This window comes from Curtobacterium sp. MCSS17_005 (assembly GCF_003234225.2).
Lineage (GTDB): Bacteria > Actinomycetota > Actinomycetes > Actinomycetales > Microbacteriaceae > Curtobacterium > Curtobacterium flaccumfaciens.
Genome location: NZ_CP126258.1, coordinates 530,124 through 554,197, shown reverse-complemented (window position 1 = coordinate 554,197; position 24,074 = coordinate 530,124). Strand labels below are relative to the sequence as shown.

The 24,074-nt window shown below is 69.9% G+C and carries 18 protein-coding genes; 10 read left to right on the top strand and 8 right to left on the bottom strand.

The genetic code is table 11. The annotated features are described in order from the left end of the window. Positions 1-37: 37 nt before the first annotated feature. Together tatA and DEJ20_RS02775 are read right to left on the bottom strand one after the other, a co-directional pair. Positions 38-331, bottom strand: a complete 294-nt coding sequence (gene tatA / locus DEJ20_RS02780) for a twin-arginine translocase TatA/TatE family subunit (RefSeq protein WP_414437193.1) — start codon at positions 329-331, stop codon at positions 38-40. A gap of 148 nt (positions 332-479) precedes the next feature. Next, positions 480-3,167: a glycoside hydrolase family 2 protein gene (locus DEJ20_RS02775; protein WP_111234836.1), complete on the bottom strand. Its 2,688-nt coding sequence runs from the start codon at positions 3,165-3,167 to the stop codon at positions 480-482. Positions 3,168-3,405: 238 nt separating this feature from the next. Here DEJ20_RS02775 and DEJ20_RS02770 point away from each other — a divergent pair, with 238 nt between their 5' ends. Both DEJ20_RS02770 and DEJ20_RS02765 read left to right on the top strand, forming a co-directional pair. Continuing rightward, positions 3,406-3,825: a pilus assembly protein CpaE gene (locus DEJ20_RS02770; protein ID WP_111234835.1), complete on the top strand. Its 420-nt coding sequence runs from the start codon at positions 3,406-3,408 to the stop codon at positions 3,823-3,825. A 73-nt stretch (positions 3,826-3,898) separates the two neighbouring features. Beyond that, a complete protein-coding gene (locus tag DEJ20_RS02765; RefSeq protein ID WP_111033081.1) occupies positions 3,899-4,729 on the top strand; it encodes an aldo/keto reductase in 831 nt (276 codons plus the stop codon). Between the two features lie 87 nt (positions 4,730-4,816). On the opposite strand, the gene DEJ20_RS02760 is transcribed toward DEJ20_RS02765, so the two are convergent. Further along, complete coding sequence (locus DEJ20_RS02760; protein ID WP_111234992.1) at positions 4,817-5,962, bottom strand: class I SAM-dependent methyltransferase; 1,146 nt, start codon at positions 5,960-5,962, stop codon at positions 4,817-4,819. 121 nt (positions 5,963-6,083) lie between these two features. On the opposite strand from DEJ20_RS02760, the gene DEJ20_RS02755 reads away from it, so the two are divergent. Beyond that, positions 6,084-7,868, top strand: a complete 1,785-nt coding sequence (locus DEJ20_RS02755; RefSeq protein ID WP_111234834.1) for a hypothetical protein — start codon at positions 6,084-6,086, stop codon at positions 7,866-7,868. A gap of 77 nt (positions 7,869-7,945) precedes the next feature. On the opposite strand, the gene DEJ20_RS02750 is transcribed toward DEJ20_RS02755, so the two are convergent. Then, on the bottom strand, positions 7,946-9,304 hold the full coding sequence (locus tag DEJ20_RS02750) for a right-handed parallel beta-helix repeat-containing protein (protein WP_111234833.1): 1,359 nt from the start codon (positions 9,302-9,304) through the stop codon (positions 7,946-7,948). 224 nt (positions 9,305-9,528) lie between these two features. On the opposite strand from DEJ20_RS02750, the gene DEJ20_RS02745 reads away from it, so the two are divergent. Continuing rightward, positions 9,529-11,451, top strand: coding sequence for a hypothetical protein (locus DEJ20_RS02745; RefSeq protein WP_111234832.1), 1,923 nt, complete (start codon positions 9,529-9,531; stop codon positions 11,449-11,451). Positions 11,452-11,546: 95 nt separating this feature from the next. On the opposite strand, the gene DEJ20_RS02740 is transcribed toward DEJ20_RS02745, so the two are convergent. The 4 genes from DEJ20_RS02740 to dnaK all read right to left on the bottom strand — a co-directional run bounded on the left by DEJ20_RS02740 (position 11,547) and on the right by dnaK (position 15,655). Further along, positions 11,547-11,957 carry a heat shock protein transcriptional repressor HspR gene (locus DEJ20_RS02740; RefSeq protein ID WP_111234991.1) on the bottom strand — a complete coding sequence of 137 codons (411 nt, stop codon included), beginning with the start codon at positions 11,955-11,957 and terminating at the stop codon, positions 11,547-11,549. Positions 11,958-12,082: 125 nt separating this feature from the next. After that, positions 12,083-13,087, bottom strand: coding sequence for a DnaJ C-terminal domain-containing protein (locus DEJ20_RS02735; protein ID WP_111234831.1), 1,005 nt, complete (start codon positions 13,085-13,087; stop codon positions 12,083-12,085). A gap of 40 nt (positions 13,088-13,127) precedes the next feature. Continuing rightward, a complete protein-coding gene (locus DEJ20_RS02730) occupies positions 13,128-13,787 on the bottom strand; it encodes a nucleotide exchange factor GrpE (RefSeq protein ID WP_083404289.1) in 660 nt (219 codons plus the stop codon). Between the two features lie 2 nt (positions 13,788-13,789). Next, positions 13,790-15,655 (bottom strand): molecular chaperone DnaK, encoded by a 1,866-nt coding sequence (gene dnaK / locus DEJ20_RS02725; protein WP_111234830.1) that lies wholly within the window; start codon positions 15,653-15,655, stop codon positions 13,790-13,792. A 263-nt stretch (positions 15,656-15,918) separates the two neighbouring features. On the opposite strand from dnaK, the gene DEJ20_RS02720 reads away from it, so the two are divergent. From DEJ20_RS02720 to DEJ20_RS02695, 6 genes are all read left to right on the top strand, one after another. Next, positions 15,919-18,486, top strand: a complete 2,568-nt coding sequence (locus tag DEJ20_RS02720) for a hypothetical protein (protein WP_146245378.1) — start codon at positions 15,919-15,921, stop codon at positions 18,484-18,486. A 92-nt stretch (positions 18,487-18,578) separates the two neighbouring features. Further along, positions 18,579-19,007, top strand: a complete 429-nt coding sequence (locus DEJ20_RS02715; protein ID WP_111234828.1) for a DUF3060 domain-containing protein — start codon at positions 18,579-18,581, stop codon at positions 19,005-19,007. Positions 19,008-19,129: 122 nt separating this feature from the next. Then, positions 19,130-20,494, top strand: a complete 1,365-nt coding sequence (locus tag DEJ20_RS02710; protein WP_111234827.1) for a tyrosine-protein kinase domain-containing protein — start codon at positions 19,130-19,132, stop codon at positions 20,492-20,494. Between the two features lie 14 nt (positions 20,495-20,508). Continuing rightward, a complete protein-coding gene (locus DEJ20_RS02705; RefSeq protein ID WP_111234826.1) occupies positions 20,509-21,150 on the top strand; it encodes a sugar transferase in 642 nt (213 codons plus the stop codon). Then, positions 21,147-22,445 (top strand): glycosyltransferase family 4 protein, encoded by a 1,299-nt coding sequence (locus DEJ20_RS02700; RefSeq protein ID WP_181431486.1) that lies wholly within the window; start codon positions 21,147-21,149, stop codon positions 22,443-22,445. Before DEJ20_RS02705 ends, DEJ20_RS02700 begins: the two co-directional genes overlap by 4 nt. Before the next feature lie 47 nt (positions 22,446-22,492). After that, positions 22,493-23,635 carry a glycosyltransferase gene (locus DEJ20_RS02695; protein WP_110865481.1) on the top strand — a complete coding sequence of 381 codons (1,143 nt, stop codon included), beginning with the start codon at positions 22,493-22,495 and terminating at the stop codon, positions 23,633-23,635. Positions 23,636-24,074 lie beyond the last annotated feature (439 nt).

Here is a 24,074-nt window from a genome sequence, read left to right as displayed (position 1 = left end):
GGTCGCGGGGGCTGCCGACAGGACGGGGCTGGGTGTCCTAGCGCCGGGAGTCGGTGTTCGGCTGCGCGGTCGGCCCCGGGTTCAGGACCGGACCGGCGGCGGGCTCAGCGGGGACGTTCTGGACGGTGCTGTTCTGCACCGTGCCGTCCGGAGCCGTGCCGTTGGCCTGAGCCTGGGCCTTCTTCTCGTCGTCGGACATCTCCTTCTTGAAGATGTTGATCGACTGGCCGAGGCCCTTGGCGAGGGCCGGGAGCTTGGTCGCGCCGAACAGCAGGATGACGATCCCGAGGATGATCAGCAGGTGAAGGCCGGTCAGGTTTCCGAGCATCATGACTCCTTGGTCTGGAACTGGTCGCCGTCCGTTGATCGTCGTCGATCACCGCGGCGGAAGTCCGTGTCCCCCCATGGTAACTCCCCCGCCCCTGGATGCCCAGGCCGGTCCCCGGAACGGACACCGTTCGTCCAGGGAAGCGCTCCGGTCACCGCAGGACGCCGTCGATGCTCCACAGCACGGGCGCCTCGCGGAGCGCCGGGATGTCGGCCTCGGTCACACCGCCGAGCCGGAACACCACACGCTCGCCGGGCAGCAGCGTCATGAACCCGCGGTCGACCGTGCCGTCGGCCGCGATCCGGTCCGGCTGCACCAGCAGGTCGCGGACGAGCGAGTCGGCCTCGACGGTCAGGTCCAGGCCACCGTCGACCACCGCGAACGATGTCCGGTAGCGCGCGGGCTCCCACCGCATCGCGGCGTCGGGACCGGGGGTCCAGACCGCGCGGCGCCAGTCCATGTCCGCGACGATGAGCTCGTTGGCCGGGTCGTCGACGACACCGACCGACTCGGGCAGGGCGACGACCGCGACGCCGGCGGACGACAGCCGGACCGGCAGCGACACCTCGGCCAGGATCGTGCCGGCCGTGGTGATCCGGCGCACCCGCACCACGCTGTCGTGCCCGGTGCGGGTCGACCGGACGGCCACCTCGACGGGCGAGGACCCGAACGCACCGGGCGACACGCCCAGCGAGAGCGTGTCCGCGAGCTCGCCCAGGTCGGCCGTCTCGCCGACCGCAGCCGACCCACCCGGGTGATCCGGGCCTCCAGTCCGCTCCGCACCCGACGGTCCCGACGCACCAGTGGTACCGGCCGCACCCGGCGTCACCGACACCGACGACACCGGACGGATCGTGAGCAGCACGTCGTCGTACAGGCGGCGCAGCTCGTGCGCCAGCGGCTTCAGCCGCCCCGCCGAGTCGATCGCCGACCACGACGACACCGGCCACAGGTCGTTCAACTGCCACACCACCACGCCGGTGTTGCGCGGCCAGTGCGTGCGCCAGTGCTCGATGCCGGTCGCGATCGCCCGCGCCTGCTGCAGCTGCGTCAGGTAGTGCCACGCGTCGAACGCGGCGGGGTCGACCGCGCCGAAGCGCGGCTCCAGCCCGCGGGCCAGCTTGGTCATCCCGTCCGCCGCCTTCTGGTGGTGGACCACACCGGGCGAGTCGACCCGCAGCGGCGCGTCGGTGACCGCGTCGCGCAGCGTGCGCCACGCCGGCGGCGCCTGCCAGCCGAACTCCGACACGAAGCGCGGCACCGACTCGCGGTAGGCGGTGTCGGGCAGCCGGTTCCAGACGTCCCACGAGTGGTGCGTCTCGTGGTCGACCTCGTTCGCGGGCAGCGACTCGGAGCCGGACCACGGCGACGCGACCGTGTAGAAGCGCGACGGGTCGACGGCGTCGACGATCGTCGGCAGCAGGTCGAGGTAGTAGTCGAGTCCCCAGCCCCGATCGCCCAGCTCCGCACCCCAGCCGTCGGCGTCGTGCAGCCAGATGTTCTCGTTGTTGCCGTTCCAGACCACCAGCGAGGGGTGGCGGGCGAGCCGGGCGACGTTGTCGCGTGCCTCGGCGATGACCTCGCTGCGGATCGGCTCGACCTCCGGGTAGGCCGAGCACGCGAACGGGAAGTCCTGCCAGACGAGCAGACCGAGTTCGTCGCAGACCTCGTAGAAGTCGCGCGATTCGTACACTCCGCCGCCCCAGACGCGGACGAGGTTCGTGCCGAGCGAGGCCGCGGCGCCCAGCCGGGACTCCAGTCGCGCGCGGTCGACGCGCGAGACGATGACGTCGTCGGGGATCCAGTTGACGCCCCGGACGTCGATGAGCGTGCCGTTGACGTGCACGGCGAAGGGGCGGCCGATGCCGTCGACCTGGGTCTCGATGCGGGTCGACCGGAACCCGGTGCGGAACGTGTCGCGGTCGAGCACCTCGCCGTCGACGGTCTGCAGCTCGACCACGACGTCGTACTGCGGCTGCGCGCCGTAGCCGCGCGGCCACCAGCGCCGCGCCTCGGGGACGCGCACGGTGACGACCGTCTCGTCGTCCTTCGGGGTCAGCTGCGCGCGGGACCGCTGGCGCGTGGTGCCGCCGTCCTCGGTCTCGCCGCTGACGGTGACGACGAGCACGAGGTCGTCGTCCTCGCCGTCCTGGTCCAGGTCGTTCATGCCCGAGCGCTCGACGGTGATGTGCGCGTCGAGCACGCCCTCGCCGGCCTCGACGTCGACGAGCGGGCGGACCTCGCGCAGGCGCGCGGTCGACCAACGCTCGATCGCGACCGGCCGCCAGGGGCCACTCGTGACCGCCGTCAGCCCCCAGTCCCAGCCGAAGTTCGACGCCATCTTGCGGACGTACGGGAACGGCTCGTCGTACGGACCGGGCATGCTGCCAGCCTTCGCAGCGACCCGGCCGGCCTCGCGGTAGGGCGACTCGAACAGGATCTCGAGGTCCTTCGTGGTGCCGCCGGATCCCGTCTGCACCCGGGCGTCGAACCGGTAGCGACGGTGCATGTTGCGGGTCGTGCCCACGACGACGCCGTCCAGGCTGAGCTCCGCGACCGTGTCCAGACCGTCGCAGACCAGGTCGACGCGCTCGTGACCCCGCGGGTCGACGTCGACCGTGCGGCGGTAGGCCCAGTCGGCGCGGCCGACCCACTTCGCGGCCTGCTCGTTCAGGTGGAACGTCGGGTCGGGCAGCAGGCCCTCCCGCTCCAGGTCGGTGTGCACCTGGCCCGGCACCGTCGCCGGGATGGTGCGGCCCGCGACACCGTCCGGCGCGCCGGTTCCTCCGGCCATCGTCACGGTCCAGTCGTCGCGGAGTTCCTCGCGTTCGAGGGTCATGCGGGTCCTTCTCTTCGGCGGCAGGGTGTCCGTCAGCCTCGGTCGGGGACGCCGACCGGCGGTCCGACCCGCGGCCGGTTCCCACGGCCTGGAGGCTCGGCACCGGTTGCCCGGGCGTCGTCACGTCGCGCGCACGAACGGGTTGCGCTCGCGCGAGGGGTGCTCGGCGATGCTAGTACGGGATGCTTTCGGCAACCTAGGTGGTGACAGGGGCGGGTCGCGCGGGCAAGGTGGGAACGTGATCACCGTCGAACTCGCCAGGTCCCTCCGTGACGCCGGCCTCCGCTGGCACCCCGAGACCGGGGACCGGTTCGTGATCGACAAGCCCGGCATCGACGACGACGTCTACACGGTGTCCGAGATGACCGTCGAACGGCACGACTCCCCCACCGGCACGATCCTCGGCTTCAACGGCACCACCGAGTGGGCGCTCGACTCGGTCACCGCCACCGAGTCGCTCTGGCTACCCCGCGAGGACCAGCTGCGCGAACTGCTCGGGCCGTCGTTCATCGGGCTCACACGGGTGCAGGTCGGCGGTCGTGTGGTCTTCACCGTGACGGCGACGATCGACGGCGCCGACCGCAGCTTCGCGTCCGAGATGCCCGCGATCGCGTACGGCCAGGCGCTCCAGGCGTACATCACGGCTGCGCTCGCGTGAACGGCGCGCCCGGGACCGCGGTTCCTGGGTGTTGGCGGAATGGGCGCTGAGGGGCGTTTGGTTGCATGACACCATGACCGTTCCGAACATCACCCTGAACGACGGCAAGACCATCCCGCAGCTCGGCTTCGGTGTCTTCCAGATCGACCCCTCCGAGACGAAGGCCGCCACGCTGGCCGCGCTCGAGGTCGGCTACCGCCACATCGACACTGCCGAGATGTACGGCAACGAGAAGGAGGTCGGCGAGGCGATCGCCGAGTCCGGCATCGACCGTTCCGAGATCTTCGTCACCTCCAAGTTGAACAACGGCTTCCACGCCCCCGAGGCGGCGCTGGAGAACGGCAAGAAGTCGGCCGACCTGCTCGGCGGCTACACCGACCTGTTCCTCATCCACTGGCCACTGCCCACCGTCTCGGACTTCGTCCCGACGTGGAAGGCCCTCGAGGAGCTGTACCACGCCGGCACCGCCCGCTCGATCGGTGTCTCGAACTTCCAGGCGCACCACCTCCACCGCCTGCGTGCCGAGACCGACGTCCCGCCGTCGGTCAACCAGATCGAGGTGCACCCGTACCTCGCGCAGGACGAGCTCCGCGCCGTGAACCGCGAGCTCGGCATCGCGACCGAGGCCTGGTCCCCTATCGCGCAGGGCCTCGTCCTCGACGACGAGACCATCACCCGCGTCGCCGCGTCGGTCGGCAAGTCCCCGGCCCAGGTCGTCCTCCGCTGGCACATCCAGCGCGGCGACATCGTGTTCCCGAAGTCGGTCACCCGTGCCCGCGTCGAGGAGAACTTCGCGATCTTCGACTTCGAGCTCTCGGACGAGGACATGACGGACATCACCGCCCTCGACAAGGGTCACCGCACGGGCCCCGACCCCGACACGTTCGACTACGTGCCGGCCTGATCGGTCCTCCGCCGCACCACGTCGCGAGAGCCGTCCGGGTCAGCCCGGGCGGCTCTCGCCGTCAGCGGTTGGGCGCGACCGAGGCCGTCAGCGGTTGGTCGCGACCGAGGCCGTCACCGTGAACTTGGGGGTCCGGACGACCTCACGGGTCGGCCCGACCAGGCGCGAGAGCACCGGCCGGTAGCGCAGGTGCGTGTTCCAGACGCACCACAGTTCACCGCCGGCCTGGAGGATCGTGGCGGCGTTCCGGAACATCGCCTCAGCGGTGTCCGTGGTCACCGTGGTGTCCGCGTGGAACGGCGGGTTGCAGAGCACGAGCTGCGCAGACCCCTCGGCGAGCTCGTCGCCCGCGTCGGTCCGCAGCACCGTCACCCGGTCGGCCACACCGTTGGCCTCCGCCGTCGCGCGCGTCGACTCGACCGCGATCCGGGACACGTCGGTGGCGATCACCCGGACCGACGGTCGCCGACGTGCGACCGCAGCCGCGATGACGCCGTTGCCGCTCCCCAGGTCCACGATCGTGCGCGCGGTCGGGACCGCCTGGTCCATCGCGTCGAGCAGCACCCGCGTGCCCTGGTCGAGCGACGTCCCGGCGAACACACCGCCGTGTGCCACCAGGGTCATGCCGAGGTCGTCGACGTGCACGGACCGGGGCCAGGGGTTCGTGGTGGCGGCACGGTTCGCCTGTGCGCGCAGGGGGTCCTGCGCGATGAGCAGTCGCGACTTGCCACGACCTCGTGATGCCGTGACCTCGCCGAACGAGCGCCGGAGCACGTCGTTCTGCGTCACGTGCATGTACTTCACGTTGCCGCCGCAGAGCAGCACCACGTCGGGCGCCGCGAACCGGGCGACCGCGCGGGCGATCTCGTCGAGCCGGTCGTGCGACTTCGAGAGCCGTAGCACCACGAGCCGCGCGTCGCGGAAGGCGTCCTCGAGCGAGTCGGGGTGGTGGAAGCCACGCAGCCCGAACGTGCCGGCGTTGGCCTCGAGCGCCCGCTCCCCCACCAGCGAGTCCTGCACGACGCGGATGTCGCTCGCCCCGTACTGCGTGATGAGGCCGAGCGTCAGCACCCCGTACCGGTCGTCGACGACCGCGACCTCGCCGGGCTGCCGGAGTGCGTCGCCGTGCACGTGCGGTGCTTCGTCGAGCAGGAAGCGGTCGGTGCCGTCGATCGCGATGAGGTCGGGCGCGTCGTCGTCGCGTCGGCGGAAGAGGTCGGCGAAGTCTGGCACCGCGTCAGCGTACCCGGCGGCGGCCCGCACCGGAGCGAATGGTGATCGCTCTCGCGATAGGAACAGGCTGTGTATTTCACATGTCAATACACTGGGAGTCCCCCATCAGAAGGAGCCCCCAATGGAATGCACCTCGTTCCGGAGCGCCGCGGTCGTCTGCGGTGTCCTCACCGCCTCACTCGGCTTCGGCTTGCTGACGCCCGCCGTCGCCACCGCTGCCACCACCACTCCCGCAGCCGCCTCGTCGTCGGACTCCACCGTGCAGGAGGAGAATCCCGACTTCGACTCGATCCCCATCGACCCCGCGCTGACGGCCCCGAAGTTATACCAGGACTGGAGCACGCCGTTCGGTTCTCGCATCGTCGCCGGTGATGCTGGCGGCGACGACGTCTGGCTCGTCAGCGGCAACACCGCCTACGACCGGTCGACGGGGGGTGGCCTGTTCTTCCTGAACGTGCAGAACCGTCACCAGGACGCCGGACTCGAGGCGATCCGGGTCCACACCGCCGCGGACGGCACGCAGACCCGCGGCGAACGCACCCCGATCCCCCGCACCATCAAGATCGACGGACTGCAGGAGCAGAACACCTTCACACCCGGCACCACCCACTTCGCCGGCAGCGCCACCGCCGGCGCCACCATCGTCGCGAAGGACACCGTGTCCGGTGACACCCTGTTCACGACCGACGTCAGCAACGCTCGGAACGGCACTGGCTCGTGGAGCGCCGACGCCGACCTCGCCGACGCCGACCACGTGATCACCCTGAAGCAGACGACGCCCGACGGCCGGACCAACGAGTTGCGCGACGTCCGGTTCGCATCGACCGCGAGCGACGCCCCGGCCGCACCCACCCTCGAGACCACGGAACGGCGACTGGACGGCTCGTTCGTGCTGACCGGCAAGTACGCGGACTCCGTCGACTCGGTCGTCGTCCAGGACGCATCGGGAGCGACGATCGCCGACGCGACCCTCGCCCAGACCGGCTACGTCGCGCAGATCCCGCAGGAGCGCATCGGCTCGACGGTGTACGTCGTCGCCAAGGCCGCGGACGGGACACCCTCGAGCCGCACCGCAGCCTCGCTCGCGCAGCTCCCGACGGACGCGTCCGTGCCGAAGCCGACACTGCGGTCGGTGTTCGTCCACACCGACGGCCGGGTCCAGGTCGTCGGTGAACCGGATGACGCCTCGGGCCTGTGGATCCTCGACGGCGACCGCGTCGTCGCCGGCGTCCCCCACAACGAAGTCTGGAGCTACGTCATCCGCGCGCAGGAGACCGGCAAGCAGCTCGCGATCGCGAACCTCGGCTTCGACGGGCAGGGGTTCTCCTCCTTGTCGGAGCGCGTGGCCCTCCCCCGTCTCCTGCAGGTCGACGGCATCACGGACGAGAACACCTACACGCCCGGCGCTCGCGCGTTCGAGGGAACGGCCGAGGCCGGCGCGACGATCACCGCCACCGACCAGCGCGGCCGCGAACTCTTCACGGCACCGGTCACCGGTGCGCGCTCCGGCGTGGGGGCGTGGAAGGCCTCGGCCGACCTGACCGGCACGGCCGGGTACGAGCTCACCTTCACGCAGACCACCAGCGACGGCCGGACGTCCGTGATGCGGGACATCGCCTTCGAGTCCGAGGCGAAGACCGTCGAGCCGGTCGCGGTCACCACGAAGACGGTGACCGCCGGCGTCTCGAACCACATCGCCGGCACCGCCACCCCCGGCGCGACCTTCCGGGTCCTCAACCCGAGCGGCGCCCAGATCGTGCCCGGCACCCACCAGGTCACCGCCGACGGCACCTGGTCGTTCGACCGCGTCGTGTCCAAGGGCGCCGCCAAGCTCGACATCGTCATCGAACAGACCGTCGACGGCACCCCGAAGAAGTCCGGCACCTTCTCCCTCGCCGCGAGCTGATCCCCGCTCCACCGCTGCATCAGAGCACCCCCGGGCCCACGAGGCTCCGGGGGTGCTGCTGCTTCCGGGGCGTGAGGTCAGCCGGTCGTCACCGTCGCTCCGCCGTGGGCGATCCGGACCCGTGCCGTCCCCCAGGTGTTGTGCCGGACGGCGAACCGGTTGTCCGCGTCCCCGAACCGGACCGCCACGGCCAGCGCGTGCGGTGCGGACTCGAAGTGGTTCCGCGTGATCACGCCGTGGTTCGCTCCCGCACGGACGTTCACCCCGATCCCGGTACCACCGACTCCCACAATGCGGTTCCCACGGACCGCGACCGACGCGTTCGAGTGCGCGAGGCAGACGGCGTTGTCGACGCTCGCCTCGATCCGGTTGCGGGCGACCACCATCCCCCGAGTCAGTTTGAGCAGGATTCCCGCCTCGCCCGAGGACCCGCCGCCACCGGTCACGACGTTGCCCGAGACCACTCCCGTCGCGCGTGGCCGGGAGGAATCGACGGTCGTTCCGGCACCGCTCACGATGATGGCGGACCCCGGTGCGAGACCCGACGACCTGGTCACGGTGTTGTCCGCGATGACCAGCCCGATCGGCGCCACGCTGGTCTGCTCCCGATCGGCGGGGTCCTTCGACGGCACGGCGGCGATGCCGACCCGGCAGCCCGTCACGACGTTGCCGCGGATCTCGATGTCCTCGCCGGCGTGCGTGTCGATACCCTCCCAAGCGGGGACACCGTCGATCCGGTTGCCCGTCACCCGGACCCGAGCCGACCGACGGGCCTCCGAGGGGGCGTGCCGAGCGTCGCGCGTCAGGGAGATGCCGTAGGAGTTGACCCGACGCGCGGGCTGCCGGACATCTCGCACCGTGTTGCCGTCGATGGTCCCGTCGACGACGCCGACCCCGACGATGCCCGCGTACCCGAGGCGCTCCATCGTCGTCCCGGTGATCTCGAATCGGTCGCAGTACTCCAGGTGCACACCGTCGTGCGGGATGTCCCGGAAGTGTCCGCGTCGTACGGCGATCCCGTGCAGGGGGCCACCGCGGAGCCCCATCACCGCGATCCCGTGGCCGAGGCCCCCGCTGTCGGCACCGGCACCCGTGATCACGGCGTCCACGATCTCGACGTCGGACACCTGCACCAGGAGGGCACTCGACCCCGTCGTCATGCGGAGGGCACCGGTGCCGGTGAACCGCAACCGCAGTGGGCGACGGACGACGAGGCTCCGCGAACGCGTCCAGGCCCGGTCGATCACGAACTCCCCTCCGGAGGGCATCGCGTCCACTTCTGCCTGCAGGTCGTCGTCGTCAGCGTCGCCCACCGCTTCGGTGAACCCGGGGCGTTGTCCCAGGACCACGGCCGCCGCCAGCCCGAGTCCGCCGACCACGGCAGCGATCAGCACACGACGCCGACTCCGCTCCTCTGGCCGCACCCGATCGTCCATCTGTGCCCCTGTCGTCGAGCGGATCCCCCGGCCTTGCGCCGCCACACTACGGCGCGCCACGCGCGCTGTCCAGGCCTCGGTATTTCAGAATACGAAGGCCATTCTGTATCTCGCGTTGCCGGATAATCGATGGGTCTTCAGCTCTGATATGTTGCGTTCCATCCGGGTCGACCGGACACGGTTGGTACCGACCATCCGCCCTCAGAGACGAGAGAGACACATCGATGACGAGACACGCCCGCAGGACCACCGTCCGCACGGCAACCGGCCTGACGGTCCTGACGATCGCTGCGACCACCGGGCTGTCCCCGGCCGCTGCCGCGGAGCTCGACGAGTCGGAGCTGACCCTGGTCGGCCCGCTCGTCACCGAGACCTCGGCGTTCGCCGGTGACCCGTCCACCCCGCGGTACAGCGCCCCCTCGGCGGCGGCGGCCGGAGCAGAGATCCCGGCGAACCGCGCGACCACCCTGACTGCCGCCCGCGCGGCCGCTGTGCGGTGGTCCATCCCGGCACCCGGAGCGGTCACCACCGTGCGACCGCTGTCGGATCCCGACCTGTGCCTCACGGCCGCCACGGCCTCGATCACGAGCTACTCGCCCGTCACCCTCGAGACGTGCGTCGACGGTGACGCCAAGCAGCGGTTCCGCACCGCGGCGAACACCGGTTCGAACAACCCGATCGGCACCGGCCTGCAGTCGACCTACAACCGCGGCTTCCTCGGCCTGTTCAACACCGACCGGGTGATGCGCCTGCAGTCCCAGAACGTCGCCGACCGGCTGCCGAACACCGAGGACTTCACGCCCTCGTTCACCGCACGGGTCGACTCCGCCGACGTCACGACACGGAGCGCCCAGGTCTCCGGCACGGGGACCCCCGACGCGACGGTCCTCATCGACGGTCGGAACCCGCAGGTCGTCGGGCCCGACGGTCGCTGGACGGCCCGCGTCACGAACCTGCCCCTCGGCACCAGCACCCTCGAGCTCGAGCAGTACGAGGGAACCGAACGCACCGGCGCCGCAGAGCTCGAGATCACGCTGACGGTGGCACCGCTCACGTTCGAGACGACCTTCGCCGACGCCCTGTCCGATCCGGTGACGGCCAGTGGGAGCGCGCAGCCCGAGGCCGCGGTCCGCCTCTACGACGCCGCGGGGAACCAGCTCGGCGACACGGTCACGGCAGGTCCGAACGGAGCGTGGGAGACGACGATCCCCGCACCCGATGCCGGCGGAGTCCTGCGGGTCACTGCCGCACAGTTCGTCGACGGCGTCCGCGACACCGCGAACGAGGTGACCCGCGACGTCGACTACGGGGCCGCGGTCAGCATCGCCACCCCGGCCGAGGGCGCCGCCCACGTTGGCGGTTCGGTCTCGATGTCCGGTAGTGGCGAACCGGGGTCCACCATCGAGGTGGTCGAGGTGACCGCCGACGGCGAGCGCACGGTCGGTCGCAGCACCGAGGGGGTCCTGCCCAGCGGCCGCTGGTTCGTCGACACGGACTCGCTGGACCGAGCCGAGCACGTCCTGCGCGTGGTTCAGGACTCGAAGGGCGACAACACCACCACCGCACAGGTCACCGTCAATCCCGGCGAGACCGGCCGCCTGACCCAGATCCGACTCAGCGGCCCGGGGACCGTCACGCCCGGTGTGGTGAACCGGATCTCCGGGACCGGCGAACCCGGCGCGAGCTACCGCGTCCTGAACGCCTCAGGCACGCAGATCGTGCCCGGCACGCACCAGGTCGACGACGAGGGCAACTGGTCCTTCGACCGCGTGGTGACGAACGGTTCCGCGAGCTTCCAGTTCGTCATCGAGCAGACGAAGGGCGAACAGGGGCCCGAGCGGTCGGAGGTCTTCACGATCGCTGCCAACGAGGGCTTCGAGCCGGTCGAGGTCACCACGCGCGCCGTCGACCCCGGTGTCGTGAACACCTTCGAGGGCACAGGCCCGGCCGGCGCCACCCTCGTCGTGCTGAACTCGTCCGGTACGCAGATCGTTCCCCAGCCGGTGCGGGTCGACCCAGAGGGCAACTGGAGCTTCGAGCGGGTCGTCTCCCGCGGCGCCACGAAGTTCGACTGCAAGTTCGCGGTGTCGGTCTCGGGTTCGGAGTACACGACCTCGCTCTTCACCGTGTACGCGAACACCCGGTGACGCCGGGTTGAAACGACGATGCCCCCGGACCACTCGGTCCGGGGGCATCGCTTCGTCAGCGCGTCAGCGCGTCAGCGCGTCAGCGCGTCAGCGCGTCAGCGCGGCCCGCGGTACAGCACGATCTGCGTGTTCCGCTGCGGCCGCGACCCCGCCTTGAGGGAGATCGCCGCACCACTCGCGGTGGCGGCGAAGACCCGCGCACCGGGCCGGTTGATGAGTTGGTCGGCCAACGCCGACTCGAGTTCGCGCACCCGGTCGCGGAGCGCCCTGTTCTCGTTCTCCAGGTCGAGCACCCGCCGGATGCCCTCCAGCGACACCCCCTCGGAGCCGAGTCGCGCGATCTCACGCAGCTGCGCGACGTCACGCATCGAGTACCGCCGCGACCCACCCCGGGTGCGGCCCGGCACGACCAGGCCGAGCCGGTCGTACTGCCGCAGCGTCTGCGGGTGCATCTCGGCGAGTTCCGCAGCGACCGCGATCGCGAAGACGGGCGAGTTCTCGTCCATGTCGGTCATGGCGCGTTCCTTTCCGTCGTCCGCGTGGGGTGAAAACCAGCCTGGAGGCTCGGTGCGGCTTCCTGACGGAGCCGCGCCGGGCCTCCAGACCGGTCTACTGCTGTGGTTGCGCGACGCTAGTCGCGCGCCTTGGCGAGGAGGTCCTCGCGGGGGTTCTCGTCGGGCAGCGCAGCCGCGAGTGCCTCGACGGCCTCGCGCTGCTTGTCCGACAGGTGCGACGGCACCGCGACCTGGACGGTCGCGAGCAGGTCGCCCGTGCCGTTCTTCGTCGTGACGCCGCGGCCCTTGACGCGCAGGACACGACCCGACGGCGTGCCGGGGGCGACCTTGAGCTTCACCGGCGAACCACCGAGCGTCGGGACCTCGATCGTCGCGCCGAGCGCTGCCTCGGTGAACGTCACGGGGACGTCCACACGCAGGTTGAGCCCGTCGCGCTCGAACACCGGGTGCTTCCGCACCGACACGCCGACCACGAGGTCACCGGCCTCACCGCCGTCGGGCGAGGGCTCGCCGCGGCCGCGCAGACGGATCTTCTGACCGTCGGCGACACCCGCGGGGATGCGGACGTTCACCGGTCGGCCGTTGCCCTGCGACAGCTTGACGGTGTCACCGGCGATGGCCGTCGTGAAGTCGAGGGTCGTCGACGCCGTGACGTCGCGGCCCTTCGTCGGCCCACCGAAGCCGCGGTAGCCGCCGGAGGTCTGGCCGAAGCCACCACCCCCGCCGAACATCCCTCCGAGGATGTCCTCGAAACCGCCGGCACCGCCGGGGCCGCCCTGGCCGAAACGGACGCGTTGTCCGCCACCGCCCTGCTGCCCGAACATCCCGCCGAAGACGTCCTCGAACCCGCCTTGGCCCCCGCCGCCCGCCGTGAAGCGAGCGCCGGAGCCCATGGCGCGGACCTGGTCGTACTCCTGGCGCTGCTCCTTGTCGGAGAGCACCGAGTACGCCTCGCTGATCTCCTTGAAACGGTTCTCGGCGGCGGCGTCACCCGGGTTGGAGTCCGGGTGGAACTGCCGCGCGAGCTTCCGGTACGTCTTCTTCAGCTCGGCGTCGGAGGCGTCCTTGGACACGCCGAGGACCTTGTAGAAGTCCTTGTCGAACCAATCCTGACTGGCCATGGATCACCTGCCTTCTTCTGTCGTCACCGTGGGACCCGGCTCAGGCCGGGACCGCCACCGCGACCTTGGCCGCGCGGAGGACCCGCTCACCGAGCTTGTAGCCCGGCTCGACGACGTCCGCGACGGTCTGTCCGGTGGCACCCGGGGTGGGGAGCTGGACGATCGCCTCGTGGATGTTCGGGTCGAACGCCTCGCCCTTCTCGCCGATCTGCACGAGCTTGAACTTCTCGAAGCCCCCGCGGATCTTCTGGCCGATGACCTGCATCGGGCCCTCGGCGAGGTCACCGTGGGCCTCGGCCCGGGTGAGGTCGTCGAGTGCCGGCAGCAGCGCCCGCACCACTTCGGCGATGGCGACCTCGCGGTTGGCCTCACGGTCACGCTCGACGCGCTTCCGGAAGTTCACCAGCTCGGCCTGCGCACGGAGCATGTCCGCACGCATCTCGGCGACGAGGTCGCGGTCCTCGGTGCTCAGCTTGTCCTCGGCGATGCCGCGGGCCGCGTCGGCGAGCAGCGCTTCGTCCTCCGGGGAGAGGTCGTTCGCTGCATCGGCCGCCGGGCCCCCGGCGGCGGGGCCGTCCGTCGGTACTTCGACGTCCGGCCCCTCCGCCTCGATGAGGTCCTCGGGCTCGGCAGCGTTCGTGGCGTCGCCCTCGACCTGGGGCTCGTCCTCGTTGGGCGCGTTGTCCTTGGGATCCGTCATCGTTACTTCTTGTCCTTGTCGTCCTCGTCGTCCACGACCTCGGCGTCGACGATGTCCTCGTCGTCGGCCGGCTGCTCACCCGCGGGCTGCTCGCCACCGGCGGTGCCGGCTGCTGCGTCCTGCTGGCTGTAGATGGCCTGGCCGAGCTTGCCCTGCGACTCGTTGAGCTTGTCGAAGGCGGTCTTCACGGCGTCGTCGTCCTCGCCTGCGAGAGCGGACTTGAGCGCGTCGACGTCGGCCTGCACCTCGGACTTGACGTCCGCGGGGAGCTTCTCGTCGTTCTCCTTGATGAGCTTCTCGATCGAGTAGACGAGCTGCTCGGCCTGGTTGCGACGCTCGTTGGCCTCGCGACGGGCCTTGTCCTCGGCGGCGTGCTCCTCGGCCTCGCGGACCATGCGCTCGATGTCCTCCTTCGGCAGCGACGAACCGCCGGAGATGACCATCGACTGCTCCTTGCCGGTGCCCTTGTCCTTCGCGGACACGTGCACGATGCCGTTGGCGTCGATGTCGAAGGTGACCTCGACCTGCGGGACGCCACGGGGAGCCGGCGCGATGCCGGTGAGCTCGAAGGTGCCGAGCGGCTTGTTGTCGCGGGTGAACTCGCGCTCGCCCTGGAAGACCTGGATCGCGACCGACGGCTGGTTGTCGTCAGCGGTCGTGAAGGTCTCGCTCCGCTTGGTCGGGATCGCGGTGTTGCGGTCGATGAGCTTCGTCATCAGGCCACCCTTGGTCTCGATGCCGAGCGACAGCGGCGTGACGTCGATGAGCAGGACGTCCTTGCGCTCGCCCTTCAGTACACCGGCCTGCAGTGCGGCACCGACGGCGACGACCTCGTCCGGGTTGACACCCTGGTTCGGGGACTTGCCACCGGTCAGCGACTTGACGACCTCGGCCACGGCGGGCATGCGGGTCGAGCCACCGACGAGCACCACGTGGGCGATGTCGTTGACCGAGACACCGGCTTCCTTGATGACGTCGTTGAACGGCTTCTTGGTGCGGTCGAGCAGGTCGGAGGTCATCTGCTCGAACTGTGCACGCGAGATGGTCTCGTCCAGGTTCAGCGGACCCTCGGCGGTGAGCGTCAGGTACGGGAGCTGGATGTTCGCCGACATCTGCGACGACAGTTCCTTCTTGGCCTGCTCAGCCGCTTCCTTCAGGCGCTGCTTGGCGATCTTGTCCGTGGACAGGTCGACGCCGTGCTCGTCCTTGAACTTCTTGACCAGGTAGTCGACGATGCGCTGGTCCCAGTCGTCGCCACCGAGGCGGTTGTCACCGGAGGTCGCGCGGACCTGGATCGTCGAGAAGTCGTCGTCCTTGCCCACCTCGAGCAGGGAGACGTCGAACGTGCCACCACCGAGGTCGAAGACCAGGATGAGCTCGTCTTCCTTGCCCTTGTCGAGGCCGTAGGCCAGTGCGGCCGCGGTCGGCTCGTTGATGATGCGGAGGACGTTGAGGCCGGCGATCTCACCGGCGTCCTTCGTGGCCTGACGCTCGGCGTCGTTGAAGTACGCCGGAACGGTGATGACCGCGTCCGTGACGTCCTCGCCGAGGTACTGCTCGGCGTCACGCTTGAGCTTGCCGAGGGTGCGAGCCGAGATCTCCTGCGGCGTGTACTTCTTGCCGTCGATCTCGGTGGTCCAGTCGGTGCCGACGTGACGCTTGACCGACGCGATGGTGCGGTCGACGTTCGTCACGGCCTGGCGCTTGGCGGTCTCGCCGACCAGGACCTCGCCGTCCTTGGTGAACGCCACGATCGAGGGCGTGGTGCGCATGCCCTCGGCGTTGGCGATGACGGTGGGTTCGCCACCTTCGAGAACTGCGACGACGGAGTTGGTGGTTCCGAGGTCGATGCCTACTGCACGTCCCATGTGTTGCTCCTCTTGCTTGGGGGTAAGTCGTTGGACTTGCGTCCGATGGGCTCAACTCTACTCCTGAGTCGGCTGGAGTCAACTTCAGAGGGAGCAAACCTGCGCCAGTCCCACTCAACTCTCAGCTCACCGTCCGCCTGCTAGCACGTTCGTATGTTGGTATTTCACGTGATATTCTGAATACACATGCGCCGTCAGAGTCTGTTGACGGGCGTGCCCCTTCCCGCACAGCCGCTGTCTGCGGCCTGTCCTGAAAGATGCACATGTCTCACAAGAAGAGGGCATCGACTGCCCTCAAGTCCATGGGTGCGGCCGGGCTGGCCGCAGCCACCATCGTCAGCGGGCTGTCGTTCAGCCTCCCGGCCGCTTCAGCTTCCACCGAGCGCGACCGCTCGGTCGTGGCGGAGACGAAGGCTGCCCGCTACACGGCGAAGATCGTTCTACAACGAGGATCAAGCTTCCTCGCGTTCAAGTCCGATGGATATCCCGCTAGGTACAACTCGCTCTCGGCCGCAAAGAACGCCGCCATGACCGGCACGTTCCCGGCGCCCGGCACGAGCGGTAAAGTCCAGATGGCGAACGGCTACTGCTTGTCCTTCAAGAATTCTGGCGGCCGTATGGGTACAGCTGCCTACCCGCACAAGGACTCTGCCTGCGGCAATACGCCCAACTGGACCGTCACCCAGGACGGCTACCTCAAAGCAGGCACCTGGGGCTTCATGGGTGAGATCTACAGTTACGGCACGTATCTGAACAACGTTCAGTCCGACTGGTACTCGTTCCAGCCCACTCTCGAACAGGTCACTTTCCCGCTCGAGGCCAAGGCTTCTTCGGTGAATCACATCGAAGGGACCGCGGTGGTCTCGGGGACCGCCACGTCGAACGGCACCGTCACGATCAACGGTCAGGTCGCGAACGTGAATGCGTCTGGTGCATGGAGCATGACGGTCACGGGGCTTGCCGAAGGGGCCAACACCCTCACTGCGATCCAGAAGGTGAACAACACCGAGGTCGACCGCAAGAACGTCGTCGTCACGATCAACAACGCCGCAATCATCGGACAGGATGGGGCCGCCGTCGCGCTCGAGCGTGGTGAGACGACCTCGGTCGAGTCGCTGTTCGAGACCAAGGGCAGCGTCAGCCGTCCGCAGGGCAAGGTCGAGTTCACCGCGCCCGCGGGCACGACCTTCGCGGCGGACCAGGGCACCATCAACGGCGCCTACAAGAAGCCGGGTGAGGCCTGGACGAACTCGTCCATGACCCTCACGAACGGCGTCCGCTCTGAGGACGGCACGAAGTACACCTACGACTTCGTGACCACCACCACGACCTGGAACCTCCCCGACGCATCGCTGATGCGCTGGAACATCAACGTGAACACTCCCGAGGATGCGGACGGCGGCACATTCCCGATGCGCACCGTCCTCAGCGGCACCGCCGTCGAAGGCGCGTTCAACGCAACGAGCGAGACGACGACCACCCTCGAGACCGCCGAGCGCGAGCTGACCGCCGAGGTCGCGTCGGTCGACAACGAGGCCCGCTCGGCCGTGGTGACCGGTACCGCCACCCCCGGTGCCGACATCTCGATCGGCGACGAGACGGCCAAGGCTGACGCCACCACCGGCGCCTGGTCCATCACGGTCGACGACCTCGAGGTCGGCGACAACGCCCTCGTCGTGGTCCAGAAGATCAACGACCGCGAGATCGACCGCAAGACCGTCACCGCGACGGTCGAGGGTCGCACGGAGCTGGCCCCGATCACGCTGTCCGGTCCGGCCTCGGTCACCCCGGGTCGCTCGAACACCTTCACCGGTACGGCCGAGCCCGGCGCGACGTTCCGCGTGCTCAACGTCTCCGGCACCCAGATCGTTCCCGGCACCTTCGAGGTCGGTGCCGACGGCCGCTGGAGCTTCGACCGCGTCGTCTCCAACGGTGCGTCGAACTTCCGTTTCGTGATCGAGCAGACCAAGAACGGCCAGGTCGCCAAGTCCGAGCTGTTCACGGTGAACGCGTCGGCTCTCGCACCGGTGACCGTCACCACGCCGGCCGCCGTCCGTCCGGGCCTGACGAACACCTTCACCGGCACGGCGGAGCCCGGCGCCACGTTCCGCGTGCTCAACGTCTCCGGCACCCAGATCGTCCCCGGCACGTTCGAGGTCGACGCGCAGGGCAACTGGACGTTCGCCCGCGTCGTCTCCGCTGGTGCGTCGAACTTCCGCTTCGTGATCGAGCAGACCAAGAACGGCCAGGTCGAGAAGTCCGAACTGTTCACGATCAACGCCGCGGCACTCGCCCCGGTGACCGTCACCACGCCGGAGCGCGTCACCCCGGGCCGCTCGAACACCTTCACCGGGACCGGTGAGCCCGGTGCGACGTTCCGCGTCCTGAACATCTCGGGCACGCAGATCGTCCCCGGCACGCACGAAGTCGACGCCCAGGGCAACTGGACGTTCGACCGCGTCGTCTCGAACGGTGCGTCGAACTTCCGATTCGTGATCGAGCAGACCAAGAACGGCCAGGTCGAGAAGTCCGAGCTGTTCACGATCAACGCCGCGGACTTCGCTCCGGTTACCGTCGCCAACCGTTCCGTCACTCCCGGTGCCGTGAACACCTTCACCGGTACCGGTGAGCCCGGCGCGAGCTACCGCGTGCTGAACATCACCGGCACGCAGATCGTCCCCGGCACCTTCGAGATCGACGCCGAGGGCAACTGGACCTTCGACCGTGCGGTCTCGCGCGGCGCGACCGAGTTCCGGTTCGCCCTCGAGCAGACCAAGAACGGCAAGGTCGAGCTCAGCGAGCTCTTCACCCTGCCGGCCGACACCAAGTAGCACCCTGGCCCCTCCCGTCCGCGCGACGGGAGGGGCCTCCCCTTCTTCCGCACGGCACCACCGCCGAACGAACTCCTCGGAGAGGAAACCCGATGAACACCACGATCCGCCGCGGCCTCGCCGCCGCATCCATCGCCCTCGTCGCCACACTCGGCGTCACGGCGTGCAGCTCGTCCGACGCGAAGGACCCCGCCCCGACCGCCTCGAGCACCACGAAGGCGGCCCAGACCACCTACAACGAGTGCATCGACGGAGCCGTGCAGCTCTGGGATGACGATGAGGACTCCGACAAGACCATCACGACCGAGGACTGCGCAGCGGCGAACCTCATCAGCTCGGACCGCACCTACGACCTCGGCACGATCGACACCATCACCGTCGAGGCCAGCAACGCCACGATCTCGGTCTCCTCGACGAAGAAGGTCTACTTCAGCGGGTCGAACAACACCCTCACCTACAAGGGGGAGGCACCCAAGGTCGACGACCAGGGCAAGGGGAACACCATCACGGCAGCGGGCTGAGTCCGACCGCCGACGGCACCGAGAAGGGGACGGGAGCAGTCTTCCGTCCCCTTCTGCGCGTCGTATTGTTCTTTCAGATGTGATGTTTTACACTGGTCCAGCAACCCGACCGGAGGCTCCTCTTGAACTACCTCGCCGTCATCCGCGCCCTCCTCTCGGGCTGGTGGATCATCGCCGGTGCAACGCTCCTCGGAGCCGGTGCATCCCTCGTCGTCACGAGCGTCACCCCACCCACCTACGAGGCGTCGACCTCGTACTACGTGTCGGTCGCCGGCAACACCTCGGCGACCGCGGGCGAGATCGCACAGGGGTCGACCGCCGCGCAGCAGAAGATCAAGTCGTACATGCAACTCGCGACCTCTCCCCGCGTGCTGCAGGGCGTCATCGACGAGCTCGACCTCGACACCACCCCCGCTGCACTCGGCTCCCGGGTCACCACCTCCGTCGACGCGGGCACCGTGATCATCCGGATCACGGTGCAGGACGGGTCCGCCAAGGCAGCGGCCACGATCGCCGAGAAGATCGGCAAAAGCCTCGCCACGGTGGTGCAGCAGATCGAGCCCGCCGGAGCCGATCAAGCACCGTCCGTCAGGCTCGAAGAGGTCACACCGGCGTCCCGACCGCTGAGCCCCGTCGCCCCACGCAAGGCCGCCGACCTCGCACTCGGTCTGCTCGGCGGTCTCGCAGCGGGCGCGGCACTCGCCCTGCTCCGCGCTGCGGTCGACACGCGCGTCCGCTCCGGCGAGGACCTGGACGGCGACGTCCCCGTGGTCGGCGACATCGCGTTCGACGCCGACGCCGCCCGCCACCCGCTGATCATCCGCGACGAGGTGAACTCGGCGCGGTCCGAGGCCTTCCGCAGCCTCCGCACGAACATCCAGTTCCTCCGGACCAGCGGCGCACCGACCATCGCCGTGACCAGCGCCAGGCCGTCCGAGGGCAAGACGACCACCACCGCCAACCTCGGGATCGCCCTGAGCAAGAGCGGCATGCGGACCGTCATCATCGATGCCGACCTCCGTCGCCCGAACGTCGCCGCCGTGATGAGCCTCGAAGGTGCCGTCGGGCTCACCGACCTGCTCGTCGGCCGCGTCGAGCTCGACGACGTCCTGCAGGACTGGGGCCTCGACGGCCTCTCGGTCCTGCCCGCCGGCACGATCCCCCCGAACCCGAGCGAGCTGATCGGGTCCGAGGCGATGGCACGGGTCCTCGCCGAGCTGGCCGCCGACTACGACGTCGTCCTGGTCGACACACCGCCGGTCCTCGCGGTCACCGACTCGGCGCTCGTCAGCACGCTCGTGTCGACGACCCTGCTGGTCACCGCCGCCAACCAGACGAAGCGTTCCGACGTCCGACTCGCGATCGAGGCACTGGCGCGCGTCGGCCAGCAGGTCGCCGGCATCGTCCTGACCAAGACCAAGCACAAGGCCTCCCGGAGCGCGTACTACCGCTCCGAGTACAAGAGCGCTCGCCCTTCTGACCGATGACAAGGACACGTCCCATGCAGTCCCCCCGCCGCACGCGCACGCTCCGCGCCAAGCGCCTCTCCGACATCGTCGGCGCCTCCCTCGCGCTCGTCGCACTCGCTCCGGTGCTCGCCGTCGTCGCCGTCCTGGTCGCGGCTCGGCTCGGTCGTCCGGTGCTGTTCCGGCAGCCCCGCCCCGGGCTCCACGGCGAGACGTTCACCATCCTGAAGTTCCGCACGATGCTCGAGCCAGACCCCGCAGCTGGACTCGTCAGCGACAGCGACCGCCTCACGCCGTTCGGTTCGTTCCTGCGGTCGACGAGCCTGGACGAGCTCCCCAGCCTGTGGAACATCCTGCGGGGCGACATGAGCTTCGTCGGCCCCCGCCCGACCCTCTGCCGGTACCTCGACCTCTACACGGCCGAGGAGTCCCGCCGACACGACGTCCTGCCCGGTCTGACCGGTCTCGCCCAGGTCCGTGGCCGCAACGCGCTCCCGTGGCCCGAGCGGCTCCGGTCGGACGTCGAGTACGTCGACACCGTGACGCTCGGCCTCGACCTCCGCATCCTGCTCCGCACGGTCGTCGTCGTCCTCCGACGCGAGGGCATCGCCGCGCCGGGCCACGTCAGTTCCGACGTCTTCGAGGGGACCGCGGCGATGACGGGTGGATCACGGTGAGGACCGTCTGGATCGTCAACCACTACGCGCACCACCGCGAGCGGGACGGCCGCGCGACCCGGCACCAGCACCTCGCCGCGGGTCTGACCGAGCACGGGTGGCGCACGGTGGTCATCGCCGCCGGCACGGACCACCCGTCCGGCCGCTCCCACCAGCACGCGACGACGCTGCGCGAGCGCTGGACGGGCGACGGGTACGAGTTCTGCTGGCTCCGCGGAGTCGACCACCGTGGTGCCGGCGCCCGCCGAGCGATCCGTCGCATCGCCGACATCGGCTTGTTCACCGCGCTGCTGCTCCGACCGGGTTCGCTCCGAGGGCTCCCCCGACCAGACGTCGTGATCGGTGGATCCTTCCATCCCCTGGCCGCGTGGGGCGCCTCGGTGCTCGCACGACGGATGGACGTGCCGTTCGTCTTCGAGCCGCGCGACCTCTGGCCGGAATCAGCCCTCGGGCTGGCGGGCATGACCGAACGGCACCCGGTGGTCCGGCTGCTCCGACGGCTGGAACGGACCGTCGTCCGTCGGGCAGCGCACATCGTCTCCCCGCTCGAGGGCGTCGGCCGGTACTACGCCGACCGCGGTCAGCCCACGCCCTTCACCTGGGTCCCGAACGGTGTCGCGCTCGACGAGCGAGCCGACGAACCCGACGAACCCGACGCACCCGAAGAGCCCGCGGACGAGCCCGACACCGCACTCGCACTCGCGCCCGCTGACGACCGCTTCACGGTCACCTACATCGGCTCGATGGGGCCGGCGAACGCGCTCGAAGCCGTCCTCGACGGCTTCGACCTCGCCGCCCGCAGGGCCGCCGCGAGCGGCGGCCCGCGTCTGGTGCTCCGCATGGTCGGGGACGGATCGGACGTCAGCGCGCTCCGGGAACGCGCGTCGCGCCTCCAGGCCGGCGTGGACGTGATCTGGGACGGACGGGTGCCGCAGGACGACGCCCGCCGCATCGGACGCCGGGCGGACTGCCTGGTCGTCAACATGCACGACCTGCCGCTCTACCGACACGGCGTCTCGATGAACAAGCAGTACGAGTACATGCTGCTCGGCCGCCCGCTGCTCGTCGGAGCACCCGTCACGCTCGAACCGGTGGCCACTTCGGCCAGCGGGCTGCACGTCCGGCCGGATGACCCCGAGGCGATCGCCGAGGGCATCCTCGCGCTCGCGGCGATGCCCGCCGCCGAACGCGAGGCCATGGGTGCCCGCGGCCGCGACCACGTCGTCCGCGAGCACGACTACCGCCGGCTGGCCGGCGTCCTGGCCGGCGTCCTCGACGACACCGTCGCCGCCTGACCCTCCCCTGTCCCGTCCCGTCCCGTCCCGTCCGAGGAAACCCGAGCATGCTCCCCGACATCGTCCACGTCTCCAGCGCCCACCCCTGGGTCGACAACCGCGTCCACCTGCGGGAAGCCGCGGCAGCCGCCGACGCCGGCTACCGCGTCCGCCTCATCGCGGTCGAGTCCGACCTCGGCGCCCCACCCACGGCCGTCGAGGTGGTGCGGATCCCACGGCGAGCGCGTGTCCGGCGCATGGTCGTGTCGACGACGCAGGCACTCGCCCTCGCGCTGCGGTCGCGTGCCCGGGTGGTGCACCTGCACGATCCCGAGCTCATCTGGACCATCCCGGTGCTCCGGCTGGCCGGTCGCACCGTCGTCTACGACGCGCACGAGGACCTGCCCGACCAGGTCTGGGGCAAGGACTACCTGACCCACCGGCAGCGTGCCGTGTTCGCGTGGCTCTCGCACGGGCTGCTCCGCGTGGCCGGGACCGCGAACCGGGTGGTCACCGCGACCGAGTGGACCGGACGCCGGTTCCCGGCACCGCGCCGGATCGCGATCCACAACTTCCCCTTCGCGCGTCCGGAAGACGACGCCCAGGTCGGCCTGGAGGCGCGGCCCGCCCTGGTCGCGCACGTCGGCGTCCTGAGTCACGACCGTGGCATCGACGTGCTCGCGTCCGTCGTCGAGGAACCGTCGTTCCCGGCCGGATGGCGGGTCGAGATGGTCGGCTCGATCGACCGGGCGACGTCGACGGAGCGGTTGCGTGCCGCCGAGGCCACCGGCCGGGCTGTGCACGGCGGCGTCGTCGGTCCGATGGAGGCGCGCGACCTGCTCCTCCGCGCCCGGATCGGCGTGGTCCCCTTCCGTCGGACGCCCGTCACCGACCAGATCTTCCCGACGAAGCTGTTCGAGTACCTCGCGGCCGGACTCGCCGTCATCGCCACCGACATCCCCCTGTGGCGGCACCTGTTGCGCGGGGTCGAGTGCGTGACCTTCGTCCCCGCTGACGACCCCACGGCCATCGCCGAGGCGATCCGCCGGTACGCGGACGACCCCGCGCTCCTCGAGCGGCACGGCGCCGAGGCCCGACGGGCTGCCGCGCGGTTCACCTGGGCGCCGGAGGCCGAGCGGCTGGTCGAGATGTACGACGAACTCCTGCCCGGCGTCCGCGCAGCACGATCGACGCCGACGGCCACCCGGTGACGCGGGCGACGATCGACCGGGCCGAGCTCGCACGTCCGATCGGACGGGTGACGGGCGTGTTCGTCGCGGTCGGGCTCCTCGGCCTCACGATGAACTGGATCTCGGCGAACCTCGTCGCACCGATCTTCTCGTACCTGGGGTACGGCTACGTCCCCGCACCCTGGCAGCCACTGCTCGTCGTCATCGTGCTGACGACCGGGGTGGCGCTGACGCTCCCCCGGGTGCTCGTCCGGCCGTCACACGTCGTGCTCTGGACGATCTTCGTCGTGTGCGTCAGCCCGACGATGATCATGAGCATCTCGACCGGGTACGTGTCCACCGCCACGGCGATCGCGCTGAGTGCCGCGGTCGGGACGGCGTTCGCACTGGTCAGCCTGGCCACGCCGAGCGGCGCGACTGCTCCGGCGGCCCGGGTCGAGGCGGCGGACGACGTGCTGGT

Excerpts from the sequence above, each read along its gene's own strand:
- dnaK (WP_111234830.1), bottom strand. The coding sequence starts at position 15,655 with ATGGGACGTGCAGTAGGCATCGACCTCGGAACCACCAACTCCGTCGTC.
- tatA (WP_414437193.1), bottom strand. The coding sequence starts at position 331 with ATGATGCTCGGAAACCTGACCGGCCTTCACCTGCTGATCATCCTCGGG.
- DEJ20_RS02695 (WP_110865481.1), top strand. The coding sequence starts at position 22,493 with ATGCTCCCCGACATCGTCCACGTCTCCAGCGCCCACCCCTGGGTCGAC.
- DEJ20_RS02705 (WP_111234826.1), top strand. The coding sequence starts at position 20,509 with ATGCAGTCCCCCCGCCGCACGCGCACGCTCCGCGCCAAGCGCCTCTCC.
- DEJ20_RS02730 (WP_083404289.1), bottom strand. The coding sequence starts at position 13,787 with ATGACGGATCCCAAGGACAACGCGCCCAACGAGGACGAGCCCCAGGTC.
- DEJ20_RS02745 (WP_111234832.1), top strand. The coding sequence starts at position 9,529 with ATGACGAGACACGCCCGCAGGACCACCGTCCGCACGGCAACCGGCCTG.
- DEJ20_RS02740 (WP_111234991.1), bottom strand. The coding sequence starts at position 11,957 with ATGGACGAGAACTCGCCCGTCTTCGCGATCGCGGTCGCTGCGGAACTC.
- DEJ20_RS02715 (WP_111234828.1), top strand. The coding sequence starts at position 18,579 with ATGAACACCACGATCCGCCGCGGCCTCGCCGCCGCATCCATCGCCCTC.
- DEJ20_RS02775 (WP_111234836.1), bottom strand. The coding sequence starts at position 3,167 with ATGACCCTCGAACGCGAGGAACTCCGCGACGACTGGACCGTGACGATG.
- DEJ20_RS02735 (WP_111234831.1), bottom strand. The coding sequence starts at position 13,087 with ATGGCCAGTCAGGATTGGTTCGACAAGGACTTCTACAAGGTCCTCGGC.
- DEJ20_RS02720 (WP_146245378.1), top strand. The coding sequence starts at position 15,919 with ATGTCTCACAAGAAGAGGGCATCGACTGCCCTCAAGTCCATGGGTGCG.
- DEJ20_RS02765 (WP_111033081.1), top strand. The coding sequence starts at position 3,899 with ATGACCGTTCCGAACATCACCCTGAACGACGGCAAGACCATCCCGCAG.
- DEJ20_RS02750 (WP_111234833.1), bottom strand. The coding sequence starts at position 9,304 with ATGGACGATCGGGTGCGGCCAGAGGAGCGGAGTCGGCGTCGTGTGCTG.
- DEJ20_RS02755 (WP_111234834.1), top strand. The coding sequence starts at position 6,084 with ATGGAATGCACCTCGTTCCGGAGCGCCGCGGTCGTCTGCGGTGTCCTC.